At 64.9% G+C, this 15,497-nt stretch carries 17 protein-coding genes and 1 pseudogene; 8 read left to right on the forward strand and 10 right to left on the reverse strand.

Annotated features, from left to right (window positions below):
* The first annotated feature begins 110 nt into the window (after nt 1–110).
* Entirely contained in the window at nt 111–1,127 is a 1,017-nt protein-coding gene (locus ABZ909_RS38065) for a hypothetical protein (RefSeq protein WP_357010138.1), read from the forward strand.
* 277 nt (nt 1,128–1,404) lie between these two features.
* Here the strand turns inward: ABZ909_RS38065 and ABZ909_RS38070 are convergent, their stop codons facing one another.
* On the reverse strand, nt 1,405–1,878 hold the full coding sequence (locus ABZ909_RS38070) for a hypothetical protein (protein WP_357010141.1): 474 nt from the start codon (nt 1,876–1,878) through the stop codon (nt 1,405–1,407).
* Between the two features lie 9 nt (nt 1,879–1,887).
* A complete protein-coding gene (locus ABZ909_RS38075) occupies nt 1,888–3,303 on the reverse strand; it encodes a hypothetical protein (protein ID WP_357010144.1) in 1,416 nt (471 codons plus the stop codon).
* A 200-nt stretch (nt 3,304–3,503) separates the two neighbouring features.
* On the opposite strand from ABZ909_RS38075, the gene ABZ909_RS38080 reads away from it, so the two are divergent.
* The 3 genes and pseudogenes from ABZ909_RS38080 to ABZ909_RS38090 all read left to right on the forward strand — a co-directional run.
* Nucleotides 3,504–3,842, forward strand: coding sequence for a hypothetical protein (locus ABZ909_RS38080; protein WP_357010147.1), 339 nt, complete (start codon nt 3,504–3,506; stop codon nt 3,840–3,842).
* A 47-nt stretch (nt 3,843–3,889) separates the two neighbouring features.
* Complete coding sequence (locus ABZ909_RS38085; RefSeq protein ID WP_357010150.1) at nt 3,890–4,123, forward strand: DUF397 domain-containing protein; 234 nt, start codon at nt 3,890–3,892, stop codon at nt 4,121–4,123.
* 844 nt (nt 4,124–4,967) lie between these two features.
* Nucleotides 4,968–5,420 (forward strand): annotated as a pseudogene (locus ABZ909_RS38090) (Tn3 family transposase); the annotation flags it as partial.
* 461 nt (nt 5,421–5,881) lie between these two features.
* On the opposite strand, the gene ABZ909_RS38095 reads toward ABZ909_RS38090, so the two are convergent.
* The 4 genes from ABZ909_RS38095 to ABZ909_RS38110 all read right to left on the reverse strand — a co-directional run bounded on the left by ABZ909_RS38095 (nt 5,882) and on the right by ABZ909_RS38110 (nt 7,679).
* Nucleotides 5,882–6,058 carry a hypothetical protein gene (locus ABZ909_RS38095; protein ID WP_357010153.1) on the reverse strand — a complete coding sequence of 59 codons (177 nt, stop codon included), beginning with the start codon at nt 6,056–6,058 and terminating at the stop codon, nt 5,882–5,884.
* 189 nt (nt 6,059–6,247) lie between these two features.
* Nucleotides 6,248–6,673 (reverse strand): DUF2871 domain-containing protein, encoded by a 426-nt coding sequence (locus ABZ909_RS38100; protein ID WP_357010156.1) that lies wholly within the window; start codon nt 6,671–6,673, stop codon nt 6,248–6,250.
* Between the two features lie 49 nt (nt 6,674–6,722).
* The gene (locus ABZ909_RS38105) at nt 6,723–7,160 is read right to left on the reverse strand and encodes a DUF4267 domain-containing protein (protein ID WP_357010159.1); all 438 of its coding nucleotides are present in this window, start codon (nt 7,158–7,160) and stop codon (nt 6,723–6,725) included.
* 135 nt (nt 7,161–7,295) lie between these two features.
* Nucleotides 7,296–7,679: an antibiotic biosynthesis monooxygenase family protein gene (locus tag ABZ909_RS38110; protein ID WP_357010161.1), complete on the reverse strand. Its 384-nt coding sequence runs from the start codon at nt 7,677–7,679 to the stop codon at nt 7,296–7,298.
* A gap of 78 nt (nt 7,680–7,757) precedes the next feature.
* On the opposite strand from ABZ909_RS38110, the gene ABZ909_RS38115 reads away from it, so the two are divergent.
* Nucleotides 7,758–8,246, forward strand: coding sequence for a MarR family transcriptional regulator (locus ABZ909_RS38115; protein ID WP_357010163.1), 489 nt, complete (start codon nt 7,758–7,760; stop codon nt 8,244–8,246).
* 186 nt (nt 8,247–8,432) lie between these two features.
* On the opposite strand, the gene ABZ909_RS38120 is transcribed toward ABZ909_RS38115, so the two are convergent.
* Nucleotides 8,433–8,807 (reverse strand): recombinase family protein, encoded by a 375-nt coding sequence (locus ABZ909_RS38120; protein ID WP_357010166.1) that lies wholly within the window; start codon nt 8,805–8,807, stop codon nt 8,433–8,435.
* 84 nt (nt 8,808–8,891) lie between these two features.
* On the opposite strand from ABZ909_RS38120, the gene ABZ909_RS38125 reads away from it, so the two are divergent.
* Nucleotides 8,892–10,388: a DUF6301 family protein gene (locus tag ABZ909_RS38125; protein WP_357010169.1), complete on the forward strand. Its 1,497-nt coding sequence runs from the start codon at nt 8,892–8,894 to the stop codon at nt 10,386–10,388.
* Here the strand turns inward: ABZ909_RS38125 and ABZ909_RS38130 are convergent.
* Both ABZ909_RS38130 and ABZ909_RS38135 read right to left on the reverse strand, forming a co-directional pair.
* A complete protein-coding gene (locus ABZ909_RS38130) occupies nt 10,329–10,520 on the reverse strand; it encodes a hypothetical protein (protein WP_357010172.1) in 192 nt (63 codons plus the stop codon). The two genes, ABZ909_RS38125 and ABZ909_RS38130, sit on opposite strands and share 60 nt — an antisense overlap.
* A gap of 323 nt (nt 10,521–10,843) precedes the next feature.
* Nucleotides 10,844–11,566, reverse strand: coding sequence for a TetR/AcrR family transcriptional regulator (locus tag ABZ909_RS38135; protein WP_357010175.1), 723 nt, complete (start codon nt 11,564–11,566; stop codon nt 10,844–10,846).
* 93 nt (nt 11,567–11,659) lie between these two features.
* Here ABZ909_RS38135 and ABZ909_RS38140 point away from each other — a divergent pair, with 93 nt between their 5' ends.
* Both ABZ909_RS38140 and ABZ909_RS38145 read left to right on the forward strand, forming a co-directional pair.
* Nucleotides 11,660–13,186 (forward strand): MDR family MFS transporter, encoded by a 1,527-nt coding sequence (locus tag ABZ909_RS38140; protein ID WP_357010177.1) that lies wholly within the window; start codon nt 11,660–11,662, stop codon nt 13,184–13,186.
* A 359-nt stretch (nt 13,187–13,545) separates the two neighbouring features.
* Nucleotides 13,546–14,355, forward strand: a complete 810-nt coding sequence (locus ABZ909_RS38145) for a hypothetical protein (RefSeq protein ID WP_357010180.1) — start codon at nt 13,546–13,548, stop codon at nt 14,353–14,355.
* 611 nt (nt 14,356–14,966) lie between these two features.
* Here ABZ909_RS38145 and ABZ909_RS38150 read toward each other — a convergent pair.
* Nucleotides 14,967–15,272 (reverse strand): hypothetical protein, encoded by a 306-nt coding sequence (locus ABZ909_RS38150; protein WP_357010182.1) that lies wholly within the window; start codon nt 15,270–15,272, stop codon nt 14,967–14,969.
* Nucleotides 15,273–15,497 lie beyond the last annotated feature (225 nt).

Raw genomic sequence — 15,497 nt, forward strand, 5'->3', positions numbered from 1 at the left:
TTACAGCAGCATGAATACTACTGCTGTAAGAATCTTTGGGGTGGTGCCGATTTGTCGGTGTGCCCTGTCATCCTGAAATCACCACTCGCAAGGAGAGGAGCCCGGTCGTCGTGACGAGCAGTGGTGCCATTACCCGGGTCGTCCTGTGCGAGCGCGGCCCGGACGCCAATGACGAAGCGCTGAAGCGGTTTTCGCAGGACCTGCTACGCGGCTACATCATCGACCGCCCGCTGTCGGAAGGCACGCGCCATACCTATTACCGTCACGTACGGGGTTTCCTGTACTGGCTCAGCGACAACGCATTCGAGATACAGACCGACTGCGTCACCCACCCCGAGGCCTTCGCCGATGACGACGGTCGCCGACGCGCCGTTCGACAGTACCGTGATGCTGAGCTGGTCGAGCACGGGCTCGCCGAGTCGACGGTGAGCGGGATGCTCCGGGCACTGGATCTGTTCTATTACTGGCTGGGCTTCACCACCCGACTGCGCCTGCCGCGGCCCGACCCCGGGGAGCGTCCGCTGGAGGTCCTCGACCGGCAGCAGTACAGCGCGGTGCTGCGCAGCGCGGCCAGCCGTGGTGAACGCGATATCGCTTTGGCGGCACTAATTCTCGATCTCGGGCCGACCGTCGATCAGCTGGTTGCGCTTGTTCCGGCGGACCTACGCTTGGATCCGAGACGCAACACCGGGCATCTCTGCTTCCGACGTTCCGACGGCGAGCCCGATTGGCGGCCGCTGCGGCCGGGGACGGTCGCGGTACAGCGGCGCTGGCTACAGCGGCGCCGCGAGCTGCTCGCAGGACGACAGGTATCGGCGCTGTTCCTGAACCTCAACGACCAACCCACCGCTCTCACCGGCCGCGGCCTGCATTTCGTCGTCCGAAACATCGGCGCCCAGGAGGGCCTGGTCATTTCACCCCGCATCCTGCGCAACACTGCCCGTCAACGCGGACCCGGCTCCGAGCTCGACTCCGAGACACTGGCCGACCTACTGGGCCCACACCCGACCACTCCCCCACCGCCGGCACCCGAACCGGCAGAACAGGTCCGGCGGCGCCACTGGCGCAATCCGCGAACCGCTCCCCCGCCCCAGCTGCAGCTGGACCTCGATCCCGACCCTCGGTAGCCCGAGCAGGTCGACAACTCCGATGAATTTCGAAACAAGATCGTTTTCGGGAGTTGTGACCGCTTTTCGGGGTTCCGGTAGTAATTGTGCGAAAAACAACGACAATGGCTTGACCAGCGGTGATGGCCGGCGCTGCCGGTTCGGGCTGCAGGGATCGTAATTGGTGGAGGCAGAAGCTCAAAACTGTCACAGCGTCGCCAGTGGTGCGCCTGTCGGCGAACTACGTGGAGCGCTGTCCAATGTGCAAGTGCGCCCGAGTGCCCCCGAGGCAGGGCAGTTATTGCCGCTCTGCTCCGGCGGGCCATACCACCGAGAGCGGAACCCCGCGGTCACGCGCGATTGCAACCACGCTCCCGGTACCGGCACGTTCGCCGCCTTCGCCGTCCCATACGGCTATCAGGCGGTCGCAGCCGACGATGACATTGTTCGCCGCCTCGTAGGCGTCGGCGCCAGCGGTGTCGAAGTCCAACACCTTGACCACTGTTGCCCGCGAAACGAGTTCGTCGAAGGCTTGGGCGTGGTCCGGCTTGACCTTGCGCTCACGGTAGTCACGCGATGGGATCACTACCTCGAGGCGTCCGCCGGCATCGAGGACAGCTTGCGCGAACACGGTGTCTGCCCCGCGCGCTATGCAGCTCACACCGACGAGATCGGCGGCGTCCTGGCCAGCCAACAGCCGGAGGATTTCGGCGCGCACCAAATCGGCCGTCTCCGGCGTGATGTTCATGTGGCCGGTGACCCCGATTCGCATCGGCACTCCCTATGTCGCGGCACCCACCAACGGGCGCATCCTGTCCCGCAGCGTAGTCACATCCCTGATGGATGCCAGTTGCCCGGTCCGGTCGTATATGCGAGTGAGCTTGCGGCGCACCCGATCCGAGGCAGTTTGCCCGGCCGCGTCGACCGCCGCGTGACCGAGGCGGCACGCTTCCTCGATCTCCCCTTCGATCAATCGAGCCTCCAGCACACCGAGGTGATCTAGAGCCGAGCTTCGACGACGGTCAGGACGGCGAAGTGCGATCGCCGAGGTGATCGTCTCGGCGGCCTCACCAGCGAAGTCGGTGTCGTTGCGAGCGATCTCGAGCAGTCGACCGCCGATGGTGCCGGTCAGTTCCGCAGCATCGAAGTACTGGACCCAGTAAGGATCGTCGGCCGGGGCCGCATCGGCGTAGGCATCCTCGGCCTTCTCGCAGGCGCGCCGGAACGCCTCGGGGCGGCCGAGTTTCGCATAGGCCCACGCCTCACGTGTCGCCAGCAAGGCACGCACGGTCGGTGTCACCCGGTCGGACAACCGGTCCTGTGCCAAACGCACGATCTCAAGTGCATCGGTCGCCCGGTCGTGTTGCAGCTGGGCGCGTTCGGTGACGGTGCCGTAGTGGTCAAGGCTGAGCAGTTGCCGCGCAATGCCCGCCATCGCGTTAGCGCAGAGGGCGGGGTCGCCGGCCTGCTTTGCGGCGCGGACCGCAAGCAGGTAGTAGCCCTGGGCGGTTTCCTGGTCACCGGGCCGCCGCGAATCCCACGACATCGTTGCCGCGGTCTCAGCGAGCAGCGCTTGCACCCGTAGCAAACGACGCTCGATAGTGGCCGGTTGGCGGTCCTGCAGAAGGTCACTCACCTCACGGAGTTGGCCGACGACGGCCATACGCCGAAGACCACCGCCGTGCGCGTCGTCCCATTCGTGGAATGCTTGAGCGACGTTCTCGAGCTGCCCGATCTCCTCGGTGCCCGCCCCGGCAACCAGCGGTGCCGGTAAAGCCTGGTCCCGCATCAGCCACCGCTCGAGAGGTTCCAGCAGTGAGACGCCGACGATCATGCTCGCGATCGCCTGGCCAACGGTGCGCCGGTCCACGAGTAAATCCCTCCTGGTCAAGTTCGCAGCCAGCACGGTCGGGTCTGCACCCCAATCGAATTGGGGCGCGAGCACCTCTACCGCGCCGGGCGCGAGGGCCACAACTTGCTGCCGTACAGCGAGATAGCGACTGCGCTGCACCGGTGTGGCACGAGTGAGTGCGGTGTCCATCAGTCCGGCATGAAACTCGTCCAGAACGATGGTTTCACCGCGGCTCGCCCATTTCTTGACCACGCCGAGGCTGACGCCGAGTCGGTCGGCGAACTGCTGCCGTGACAGCTCCAGCGCGTCACGAAGTCTCACCGTGTCGGAACCGGTCCAGCCCATACCAGATCCTTACTTGCTCGAGCAAGCCGCGTCCAGACCCCATAGCCCTGCGTGGCCTGAGGGTAGCCCTGCGTGACCTGCGAAGACCTTCAATTGGGATTCCCCGTGCGCGACGGTTGGACCTACGCCCCGCCGCCGGGTGGACCTAGTGCCTCGGTCCCCGGTGGTGGGTGCGTCACCAACCGAGCAGGGGGCGACCGATGCGAGCGAAACCGACCGCGCTGGGATGGCTCGACACCGAAGTGAGCACCGCACCGGAATGGGACAGGGCTCAAATGCGCCGTCTCGCACGCCATCTCGGATATGTGGTCGAGATGGCATCCGAGGTCTCACTGGTCCCGCTCGTTGACGTCGTGCGCTCTGCCGACGCTCATGCGCTGATCGTGCCCAGCCCAGACCATCTCGACCCGCTGATGCTGAACGTGCTTCTGTCTGTGGCCGATGTGGAGACCGTGTTGCCGCGGTTGTCGTTCGCGCGGTGGAACCCGGCCATGGGCGCAGTGACCGTCCCAGACCACCGGCCCAATAGGGACCGGTGAACCGATGGCGGTGTCCGCACCGCCGGAACAGACAGGGAGAACCCGAAATGACCGACACCTTCGCCCCCAACGCGGCAGCGCTGGCGCTGCGCGTGCCGTTCCGCAAGGCCACCGCGTCCAATCCGTCCGGCAACTGCGTCGAGGTCGGCGAACTCGACGACGGCCGTATCGCGGTCCGTCACTCCAGCGCCCCGAGCGGCGGCGCGATCCTCTACACCCCCGGCGAGTGGCAGGCGTTCTGCGACGGCGTACGCGCCGGGGAGTTCAGCCGGTCTGCGTGAACTGGGACGTGATCGGCTGGGCCGTGGTTGTGGGCCTGCCGGTGACCGTGATCGTGTGGGCGGCGTGGCCGCGGCGTGACCGGTCGATGTGATACGGGTGCCCACCTGTCCGAGAGAGGCGGACAGGTGGGCACTTCGTATTGTCGTCCTCCCGTGGCCGATTCACTTGGCCGAGCACGAAATACATGGCGTGGCAAACTGGCTTCTGCGGAACGGTGTCGGCGTGACGAAACTACGGATCACGCATTTTCTACGGCGCGACCCTGTCGGCCGACGGCGGCGAGACGGCCGCTGCTTCACACCGGCACCGCCCGAACCGGCCGCCACCGCTTGAGAATCGATGACCGGGCCTCCGGCGGACGTATTCCATGTCCGCCGGAGAAGTTGCAGCTACCGGCTGAAGATGACCGGAATGTCCATACGCCACAGAGCTACCGTGCTGGCACTGTTGGGCCAGGCTCGTGCGGTGAGTTCCGTGGGTGACCCGACCCCGACCCGGCGCAGGTCGTGCAGGTTGATTGGCCGGACCACCGGCGGTGTGACAGCCGGCTCCGGTGGGGTGCTTCGCCCGCGATCCGGTCCGGTGTCACTCATGGAGCCCACCCGCCGGTGCCGAGCAGGAGTCACAGCGCCGTGTTCCCGGCGACCGTAGCGATCACCAGCAGCGCGATCACCTCGCCGTTGGAGGCGCTGGCCGGCGCTGACGCCGTGATCGTCCCGAGTCGTGCCGAGGGCGCGCCCCGCCGGGCGAGGAGTTACTGGAGGCGTTGCGCGGGGCCGGCGGCCCGGGGTACCAGGCCGTGGTTCGCAAGGGCGGGGCGATCGACATCGTGGCCCGGCAGACCGGCACTCCCTCGCCGCGGCATTGAAAGAGTATGGGGCACTTCGCCGTACAATCTACGCCGCCCGATATTTGTCTGATCCCGATTACAGGCGCAAGATCGCTCGTCAGCTGAACCGTGGCGAGTCGGTGCACGCGCTCAAACGCGGCCTGCTCTACGCTCACGAGGGCATGATCCGGTCCCGCCATCTCGAGGACCAGTCCGAGCAAATGTGGTGCCTGACCCTGGCGACCAACGCTGTGATCGCTTGGACGACAGAGTATTTCGGTCTCGCGGTGGAACAGATGCGCCGCGAGGGGCGCCGGGTGGACAACGAGGTGCTCGCCCACGTGTCCCCGGCCCACTCGGAGAACATCAACTTCTTCGGCGCCATCGAGGTCGACATCGACGCCGAATTGGCGCAGCTCGGGCCGACCGGCTATCGGCCCCTACGAATGCGCGACACACTGTTCTGATATCCCGACGGGGTCACAGCGCCCCGCTCGACATCCAGCTGTGGCCGTTTCGAACCGCGCGCTGTGCGGCATGAGCGCGTACTTCGATCCACCAGAATCAGTCCCCAAGCCGGTGGCGGCCTGGTTGCACGTGTCACTGTGGCGATGCCGATGTTGTGTACCTGCCGCCAGTGTGCTGACGCACAGCCCACGGGCTTGCTACCGAGCCCCGACCGCCGCGGCCGGCAGACTTTTCGCACCAGTGCCGCGGCCGACCGAAAAGCTATCTCCGACCCCGCTACCAGGATTTCGCGGTTGTCAAGTCGCTCAGCAGGATTCGCTTCCGGAGAAGATCAGGCTCGGCGCGGCCGAACGGCTGACGCCTGACTATCTTGATCTTTAGGTTGACGCAGCCCTCAGCCGGCCTTCTGCTCCCGGGGCAGCGTGAGAACGGCGGTGGCGGCTTCCTGATAGCAGCGCGCCTACAGCAGTGGTGATCCGGGAGCTGGCGTGAGTTGGGTGGCGGTCACCTCGATGATGGTGGTTGTGTCGAAACCCTCCATGTCGGAGTGAAGTTCGGGGCTGGCCAGATACTGCTCGGTGATGTCGGCCGGGTCGGCGTCCGCGGGGAACGACAGCAATGCATACAGTCTCGGCACATCGGAGCTGTCGGTCCATAGACCGTGTAGGCCGATGCCGAATTTCGGGAAGTTCGTGAGATGTCGGGGATAGTGGATGTTCCGATACTGTTCCAGCGCAGCTGCCGTCGATAGTGTGTATATCCGGAGCTGATAGGTCCTCATGATCTGGTTCCTGTTCCTGTTCGAGAATGGTTGTGTGACCGGTGGTTAGACGGGAACCGGTTCCTTGCGGTGGGCGGTGATGGCCTGGTGCACAGTGAGGAAGAACAGCACGAATCCGATCGTCAGCAGGACGTGTCCGATGCCGGCCAGCTCCGACAGTGGCGTGGATTCTCCGTGTCCGAGTACGGTCCGGGCACCGATGATGGTCATGCACGCCACCGTCCAGAGGACTGCGGTGTTGTAGACGGTGAAGAACCAGCGATAGGCGCGGGTGCTCGACAGTGTGAGTTGGTGTTCGAGCATCAGGACGATCAGGAAGAACAGCGTCCCTAATGCCAGCAGGTGAGTGTGGACCACGGCGAGTTCGGTCTTGCCGGTGAACTGGCGGGCTTTGGTGAGTTCGCGGTAGAACAGGCCCGACGGCAGTCCCAGTGCGGTGTAGCCGACGGCGGCCCAGTAGAGCTGTTTCATCGAGTCCTCGTTCGTGCAATGTGGTGCGGTCGTTCGGGGTGTGCAGAGGTCAGGCGGGCTGTGCGACGGGCGTTGGGGCGGCGGCGCTGTGGGTCTTGGACGCGTTGCTGGTTTCGCGCAGGATCAGCAGGCCCGTGACCGCGATCAGCGCGGAGGTCAAGCCGTGGACGCCGAATGCGGTGGCCGTGGATCCGTGGTGGGCCAGGACGTTGATCATGTCGCCGAACGGGGCGACGGCCACGGTCAGCAGGACCCAGCCCAGGGCGCGGCGGTGGCCGGCCACCAGCAGGGCGCCCATGCCCAGGCCCATCGCGAGTTCGCGGCTGCCCTTCACGATGAGGAAGCCGCCGCCGTCGCCGGCGGGCCAGTGTGGCAGGCCGAAGCCCGGGGCGGATGTCGCGGGGGTCGCGAGGAAGGAGATCGCGAGGTAGAAGGTGAACAGGACGACGGCGGTGGCCAGGACGGTGTTGAGGTTCTTGCGCGACATGGTTGTTCTCCGGTGATGTCGAGACGGTGAGCTGTTGTCCGGCAAGGCATCTGGCCTGCCGAGGGGTAATGCCGGCCCGGCCGCGCTCTCGTGCGAGTCGGCCGGGCGTTGAATCTTCGATTTACCGATCGGCGGTCACTGGGGCAGCACGTCGCCGGGCGCCAGTTCGAGGGTGAGGTGGTAGATCATCGGTCGTGCGGTGAGGTCGAGATCGTTCTGGATCCGCAGAGTCAGCTCACGCCATTTGGGAGTGCCGAGGGCGTTGCGCAGGGCGGTGCCGCTGTCCCAGTCCCCGACGTTGACAAACACTGCCTCGGCCGCCTCGCCGGCTGCCTGGAACATCCGGGTTCGGCGGAAGCCGGGCGCGGCCGCCATGTACTGGGCGCTATCGCGCCAGCGCTGCAGGAACAGGTCCCGCTGTGCCGCGGGTACCGACATCGTGTTGATCACTGTGACCGGGGCGTCTGTGGCAGGGACGGCCGGAGTGGAAGGGGCGGCGGGTGTGGTTGAAAAGGTCATATTGTCACGTTAAAAGACAATCTTCTTAGATGTCAATACTGTTATGTGGCAGTCATGTTGGGTTGCTAGTGTGAGGGCATGGTGAAACGGCCGCTGGACTCGCGCGCAGCATTCTTGTTGTCTCAGATCGGTTATCACGTGTCGTACCGGTTGACCGAGCAGCTGGCGCGGTTGGATCTGGATCCGGCCCACTTCGCGGTCCTGGGCCACCTGGCGGTCGCGGATGGCCGCAGTCAGCAGGAACTCGCGGATCTGCTGCGGGTCCATCGCAACGCGATGGTCGGACTGGTCGACGAGCTGGAGGCGCGCGGACTGGTGACCCGGCGCCCGCACCCGGTCGACCGTCGCGCGCATGCGGTCCACCTCACCGATCACGCGCGTGAGGTGCTCGAGGCGGTCGAATCCGAGGCCGATGCACTGGAATCGGAAATCCTCGCGCCACTCGAGCAGACCGAGCGAACCTTGATCCTTCCGCTACTTCATCGCATCGCCGCGCACGCGGGCCTCCCTCCCGGAGTACACCCCGGCCTGCAACGACGGCGCCGCTCACGCCGAGAAACACAGTGACCTCAGCCCGCCAAGCGACCCCCGAACATTCGGCCCTACTCGGGGTAGGCGGTTACCGAATACGCCAGAAAGGGGCCGCCGGGCACACTGCGCTGCGTCCAGCTGTGGTGTCGCAGATTCGACGCGAGGTTGTTCGCGGTGATTAGCGGTCGGCGTGGGTGTTGGTGCGGATGTTGCGGCAGATGGTCATGGGTGACGCCACAGGATTGGGCAATCTCGGCCATGGTGAATTGGCGTGAGTCGTACATCCGCTGGGCCTTGTCGATCAGGGCAGGGGTCATCTTTGGGTTTGCGGCCGCCGGCGCGGCCACGCGAGCGGGCGGCGGCCAGGCCGGCGAGGGTGCGTTCCTTGATGAGCGCGGCTTCGTACTCGGCCGTGAGGGCGAACATGCCGAACACGAGTTTGCCGTGCGCGGTGGTGGTGTCGACGATGCCATTGGTCAGTGACTTCACCTCCACGCTGCGGGCTTCGAGGGCGGCGACGATGTCGACCAAGTCGCGCAGATTGCGGCCGAGCCGGTCGATCTTCCAGATGATCAGGGTGTCGCCGGGGCGTAACAAGCAGCGTGAGGTGATGCCCCCACCGGTGGACGGTAGCTGGTCACCTGTGGTGGCTAGAGTCGCTGCGTGTCAGATGGTTCTGGAGTGGATGTTGATGGTGCGGTCGCGGTCGTGCGGGCGGCAGTCGACTTCGACTGGACGTGGACGGCGGGCGATGTCGAACACTTATGCGCTCATCTGGGGTGGGACGAGCCGATGCCCTCCGGGCACGATGACACCCTGTGGTGGGCGCAGTCCGGTCTCGCTGTCGAGGATGCGGTGGCGATGTTCCAGTTGCGGGAAGATCGGCTCGACACCGTCGTCCTCCCAGTCACTGCCGACGGTTGTGGTTGCGGGGCGCTCGGCGCGGCAACGTTCGTCGAGGTGGTCACCGCGTTCCGCGATGTGTGGGGTGACCCGACAGGAGAGTGGATCTCCGCTCGCAATGGCCCGAGCTGGATCTTCGAGGATCTCGTGGTGGGTGTCTCACGCGGCGCCACCATCAATCTGATACTGGCGAACCCACTCGCCCAGGACCACTGGGCGCAATGCCGACGCACACACTCTGATGGGTGGGCCAATGCCGCAGAGCAGTTGACTGATGAGGGTTCTCGCTTCGTTCGGCTGGTTTCCGGGCTCGTGCAGTCCGAGTTCGGCGCATGGTCACAAGACGCGATCGAGCCCGTGCTGACGAGGCTCGGGCTGCCCTTCGAACAGACGGTTGTCGAGCTCGACAACCCGTTCGAGGTTGTGGACGGCCTGTGGCTGTGCCTCACCCTGTGCGGCGACACCAATATCGAGTTTTATGAACTTGAGGTGAGCCAGGTGATGTCGGGGCCTGCGGGCGACGCCACATACCAGGCTGCGTTCGCGGCTTGCCGGTTGTTGCTGGGCGTTCCGGATCTGATCGCTGGAGGCGTAGAACTATCGGCCGCGTGGATCGGCGAGGCCACCACGATAAGGCTGACTCGCAACCACCGGGAAAGGAACCACGGCTACCAAGACGCGATCGGGGTGAGTCTGTCGCCCACAGAGCCTACGCAGAACTACCTGGAAGATCGGGCTGCCGATTGGCCGGACTTCTACGATGACGGGCTCTGGCCGGTGGCTCCTGAACGGTGGCATCTGCAGCCTGACGTCGGGCGCAGACTTCGGCCCTACATCGGAAACCTGGCGGAGCCCGTGTGGGAAGCCGACAGCTGGGAAGAGCTCGACTACAACCTGAAGCTTTTGTTCACCTCGCTCGCCGATGATCTCCGCCAGCTCCCGGACATCATCGAAATCGGCTGGGCGATCGGCTTGGAAGACGCCCCAGACGTCATCGCGCACGGATGGTTCTCCGTGACGAATTGCGGACTGTCCACTCTCGAGGACGGCACGGTACGGATTCAGAACTACCCACCCAAAGGCTCCGTCGGACCCGCGATGGCGGCATCCGCCATCGCTGCGGTGCGCGCCTGCGGCGCAGTCGTCCCGCACGACCTGTGGTGCGATGCCTGGACAGTTGGCCAGCCTCGCGAACTCGTCGCCGTCCGCTTCGGCCTACGCGGCGATCGACCGGCCCCGATCGAACGAGAACTGGACCATGACGTCAACCAATAGTCCCAGCCGCGTCAGGTCGTGCTTCGACTTCTGGAACGGTCGGCAATTGGCATCGGCGTCGCGCTGGTCAATGTCGGTGAAGAAGCCGATCTTCGATGTCGGATACCAGTTTTGCTCACCGACACCACTCACGTCGCCGAGGCTAGTCTCTCCACGGGTCGGCTGCTGGGAAAGCTCCGATCAGCACGGTCAGCTCCCGTTGCCCGTTTCCCACCCCTACTCAGCGTCAGCGTCGGACCCTCGGCGCCGGATTCCGCAACCGATGACCGAACTCTGAACACACCGGAATCGGCATTACCGTGCACTGACGACGTTCGGCCGGCGGGCTCAGATGGCCCCTGCCCGTTGATCTTCCGCGCCCCCGCGCTGGCCGGTTCGGTCAGCGCGGTATGCGGCAGAAGAGGATGTTTCGAGAGGGCGTTATGCGGTCGAACGTTTCAGAGACGCCTCGGGGGTCACGGACCGGTGATGTCGCGCGCGATGCCTTCCAGCAGCCAGCTCAGTCCTTGTTCGAAGCTCTGGTCGGGGTCGGGAAGCTCGGACGGGTTTTGCTGGAGGAGTTGCACCAGCCGCTGGTGGCCGGCCGTGGTCGCCGCGTCGCGAAGGTAGGCGCCAGTGGGCGAGTCGAGGCCGAACGACTCGGGCGACGATGCGAGGGTCTCGCGCAGGACGAATCCGGTGGTGTACTGGTCGACCGCTTGCACGATCTGTGTCGCCTGCGCCGGTGAAATACCCAGTCCGTCCAGCGCTTTGAGTGATTGTTCGATATGCAGCAGCGCGTTGGGTCCGATCGTGGTGCGCTTGCCGACAAGGTCTGTGGCCCAGGGGTGCCGTTTGATCATGGCGCGCTCGCTTCGGGCCACACGTGTGATCGACGCGCGCCAGTCTGCGGTCAGCTCGTCCTCGTCGAGGATGATCTCACCGGCCAGCGCATCGGCGAGCAGGTCGAACAGGTCGTCCTTGCTGTCGATGTGCGTATAGAGCGCCATCGGGCCGACTCCCAGTCGCGAGGCGACCCGACGCATGGACACCGCGTCGAGACCCTCCGTATTCGCGAGTTCCATTGCCGCGGCGACGATGTCGTCTCTGGTCACCGCGGGTCGTCGCCGCGGTGTCTCACGCGCCCAGATCGGGGTGCCGGAGGAGACGGTGTTTTCGCCGGAATCGTGCAGCTCCACGGTCCGCAGTCTACCCGAGACACCGTATCGTTTGACAGAACACCGTATCGTTATCGATACAGTGTATCGATAACGCTGAGAGGAAATCCTGCAATGACACAACCTCGAACGACATCAACCGACTTCGACCCGGCCCTGCGCAAACTCGTGATCGTGGTGGTCCTCGGCGCGATCATGACGATCCTGGACACCACGATCACCAGCGTCGCCGTGAACACCCTCGGCACCCAATTCCACACGTCACTGTCGGCGATCCAATGGGTACTGACCGGATACACCCTGGCGTTGTCGGCGAGCATCCCGCTGTCGGGATGGGCGATCGTCCGGTTCGGCCCGAAGACGATGTGGATCGGCTCGCTACTGCTGTTCATCACCGGATCGGTGCTGTGCGGAATGGCCTGGAACATCAGCAGCCTCATCGCATTCCGAGCGCTGCAAGGCTTCGGTGCCGGCATGATCCTGCCGATCGGGCAGACGATGCTCGCCCGCGCCGCCGGACCCGCCCGGATGGGGCGCGTGATGAGCGCGGTCGCGGTGCCCGCGATGCTCGCCCCGGTGCTCGGCCCGACCGTCGGCGGTCTGATCCTCGGTCATCTGTCGTGGCGGTGGATGTTCTACATCAACGTTCCCCTGTGCGCGATGGCCGTCGCCGCCGCGATCCGGCTGCTGCCCGGTGACGAAGTCCGCGACCGCGACAGCAGGCTCGACCTCCTCGGTTTGCTGCTGCTGTCACCGGGTTTGGGTGCGCTGGTGTACGGCACCGCGCAGGCAGGCAGCGGGACGAGCCCGACCGATATCCGTGTCGTCGCCAGCGTGCTGACCGGAGTTGCGTTGATCACCTGCTACGTCCTGCACGCCCGACGTAAGGGCGATGCGGCCCTGGTCGACGTCCAGCTGCTACGGGACAGGAATTTCGCTGCCGTCAACGTGCTGGTATTCGCCTACATCGGCACTATCTCCGGGCTGACGGCGCTGCTGCCGCTGTATTTCCAGACCGTCAACGCCGACAGCCCGCTGCGCTCCGGAACAATGGTCGCGCCCCTGGGACTGGGCGCGATGATGACGACACTGATCAACGGCAAACTGATCGACAAGCACTCCCCACGACTGCTGATTCTCACCGGACTGCCCGTGGTGTTGCTCGGCATCCTCGGCCTCACCCAGATCGGCCCCGACACCAGTAACGCCTGGGTCGTGGCCGCGCTGTTCGCGATCGGCCTAGGACACGGCATGATCATGCCGGCCGCGATGAGTGCCAGCTATCAGACGTTGCAGCGCTCCGAAATCCCCTCGGCCACAACCGCTACCAACGTCGGCCTCCGCGCGGCGAGTTCGTTCGGCGTCGCAGTATTGCTGGTTCTGGTCCAGCGCAACATCGAACACCGAGCCCCCGGAGCGGACGCGTTCACGACAAGAGTCCGAACCGATGAAATCACCCGCACGCTGACGCACGCATTCACCCAAACCTATTGGTGGGCAGTCGCGATCGGCGCTGTGGCGGTCGTGCCCGCACTGATGTTGCCGCGAAGGTCTTCACGAGCATCCACCTCGACGACGCCCGGGACCGATGCCATTGACGACCGGCCCGCCGTCAGTTCAGGGATAACCGGGGAGAAGTAGTCCTCCAGATTCTTGTTCTGATCGGCGCGCGCCAGTAGTCGATCAGAACAAGATGTCACGGACTCGTAGCGGTCGGAAGCCGATGGGGCCCATGCCAACCGCATCGACGCGATAGAGCGCCATCGGTGTGCACCAGACAAAGCATCACTGCTCACCGCCCCACAGTCACATGCCATGTAATCGGCAGGTGCGGACCCTCCGCCGGCCTCGGATCGGCACGGCCAGTTGATCTTCCGATGCCCCGCGCTGGCCGGTTCGGTCAGCGCGGCATGCGGCAATTGAGTGCGTTCCTGAGAAGGTCTTGGAGCGCTGAACAATTGAATGGTCTTGCTGTGGGTGATCTCGGCATACTGTGCAGCATGGAGGCGGAGAGGCGACTGTCGTGTAGATCGCGCGGCGGGCCGTTCGAGATCGAATCCGATCAACCGGATCGTGGGCTCGCGCTGGCGCTGGAGGCACTCGGCGAAGCCTTCAGCTCAGTTCGGCCACCCGCGGCGATCGACTGCTGCCCCTACTGCAAGAAGGCGCACGACTTCGCCCCTGTCCTGACGCACCCGCGTCATCGGCTGACCGGAATCGAACTTGGCGACTACGCCTTCAGTGTGCTGAACACCGTTGGGTCCGAAGCTGATCTCCACTACTTGGCCGGACGGATTCTGCAACTGCTGCACAGCGATGACAGTCGAATGCCCGACATCGAAGTCTTCTACGACAAACTTCGCAGGGCGGGTTGGCAATCCTGGCCGCAGGCCGAGTCCATCGCTGCCGTCTTCGACGCACTCTGGCACGATCTGCTGACCCGCGATCCCTCGCACGAGTGCGTCGACACTCTGTTGTGCGCACTGGGTTTGGCCGAGGACACGATTACACCTCGGCTGTCGCGCTGGGCCAACCTCGACTGCGATGTCGCAGTCCGCCGGTTGTACGAGTTCGTCACGTGGGGCTGCCGACAGAAAGGCGGACTTCTGATCCCGTGCAACGCCTTCTGGAACCGGGCGTTACCGACCTACCGTGAACTAGTCATCTGGCTCAACGAGGGACCAGCGCTGCGCGCGGTCACCGTGGCTTTCGATCGTTACGATGACCCCGGTCCGCTTGAGGTCGTCGCGGATATCCACGGTCTCCTTGTGATGGTCGGCCACGGTTACGAGCACGACAACATCGCGTAGTCGGCAGTAGCGGACGTTTTGCACCGCAACAGGTTCCGGCCGCCGACGCCCCGCATTGGCCGGTTCGGTCAGCGCGGTCAGCGGCATGACCGGACACGTGGATGTGGACCGTCGCGCCTTGCCGCGGTTCGGCGCTCCTGCTGGTCGCAGCTAACGGCGAAAACATAACCGGTGCGGTGGGATTCGAGCCCAGCGCGCAGTTTCGGGTCGTCGCCGTTGACTTCGTCGCCGGTCACCCAGGGTGCGGCGACACCGGCGTCGAGTGGACCGAGGATCAGTCGTTTCGCCGGAGCCGGTTCAGTGGGCGGCATATCGCGCAGTGCTGGTAGATCCGTCGATGATTGAACCAGTCGACCAAATCGGCAGTGGCCAATTCGACCTGATCGACGGTGCACTATGGGGCCGGGGTTTGATCAGTTCGGCCTCGAGCAGGCCAGTTCCACTCGTGGCCGACACCGGCCTGCAAACACGGTGACGATGCCATCGGACGACCGGTGGACAACCATCCGGAAATGCCGCATACCGCGCTGACCGAACCGGCCAATGCGGGGCGCCGGCGGCCGGAACCCGTTGCGGTGCACAACGTCCGCTACTGCCGATGAGCGACGGAGTTATGTGGGGCGGAGCTTGATGTAGTGCCGGCGCCTGAACATTGCGTAGTACAGCGCAGTGAGGGCGTTGGCGCCTGGTTCGCAGTACAGCTGGCGTGTCTCATCGGTTGCGAGGTCGACGGTGACGGTCGGCGACGTCCCCCAGTCGAGCTTGAGTTGGACCTCGTGGCTGCCAGGGTCCACGCTGACCGTGAGGATCTCGCCACGGCCGATGCGACCCACTTTGCTGCCGTCGATGAACACGCGGTACTTGCGCAGAAGGTCCGCATATCCGCCAGGTCGCCGCTGGACAGTGATTTGCGCCACACGCTCAGACTAGTTCGATCTTGGTGGGGATGGTCGTTCTGGCTCATTGTTCATCGCGGGTTCCGTGGCTGCAAGGTAATCGGTCAGGGTCTGACCACGTAGACCGCATTGTCGACGAAGTCTGCGAGGCAGGCGGCGCCGTTGCCGGGGTCCACCGCGGCCGCCGCTGTATTCCGGCCGGACCCGGGGATAGGGGTGACCTTGTGGGTGTCGGCGTCGATCGCC

This window comes from Nocardia sp. NPDC046763 (genome assembly GCF_040645495.1).
GTDB lineage: Bacteria > Actinomycetota > Actinomycetes > Mycobacteriales > Mycobacteriaceae > Nocardia.

What these genes read in the sequence shown, in the direction of transcription:
- ABZ909_RS38070 (WP_357010141.1), bottom strand. Translation starts at nt 1,878, where the DNA reads ATGCGAATCGGGGTCACCGGCCACATGAACATCACGCCGGAGACGGCC.
- ABZ909_RS38075 (WP_357010144.1), bottom strand. Translation starts at nt 3,303, where the DNA reads ATGGGCTGGACCGGTTCCGACACGGTGAGACTTCGTGACGCGCTGGAG.
- ABZ909_RS38080 (WP_357010147.1), top strand. Translation starts at nt 3,504, where the DNA reads ATGCGAGCGAAACCGACCGCGCTGGGATGGCTCGACACCGAAGTGAGC.
- ABZ909_RS38085 (WP_357010150.1), top strand. Translation starts at nt 3,890, where the DNA reads ATGACCGACACCTTCGCCCCCAACGCGGCAGCGCTGGCGCTGCGCGTG.
- ABZ909_RS38100 (WP_357010156.1), bottom strand. Translation starts at nt 6,673, where the DNA reads ATGAAACAGCTCTACTGGGCCGCCGTCGGCTACACCGCACTGGGACTG.
- ABZ909_RS38105 (WP_357010159.1), bottom strand. Translation starts at nt 7,160, where the DNA reads ATGTCGCGCAAGAACCTCAACACCGTCCTGGCCACCGCCGTCGTCCTG.
- ABZ909_RS38110 (WP_357010161.1), bottom strand. Translation starts at nt 7,679, where the DNA reads ATGACCTTTTCAACCACACCCGCCGCCCCTTCCACTCCGGCCGTCCCT.
- ABZ909_RS38115 (WP_357010163.1), top strand. Translation starts at nt 7,758, where the DNA reads ATGGTGAAACGGCCGCTGGACTCGCGCGCAGCATTCTTGTTGTCTCAG.
- ABZ909_RS38140 (WP_357010177.1), top strand. Translation starts at nt 11,660, where the DNA reads ATGACACAACCTCGAACGACATCAACCGACTTCGACCCGGCCCTGCGC.
- ABZ909_RS38145 (WP_357010180.1), top strand. Translation starts at nt 13,546, where the DNA reads ATGGAGGCGGAGAGGCGACTGTCGTGTAGATCGCGCGGCGGGCCGTTC.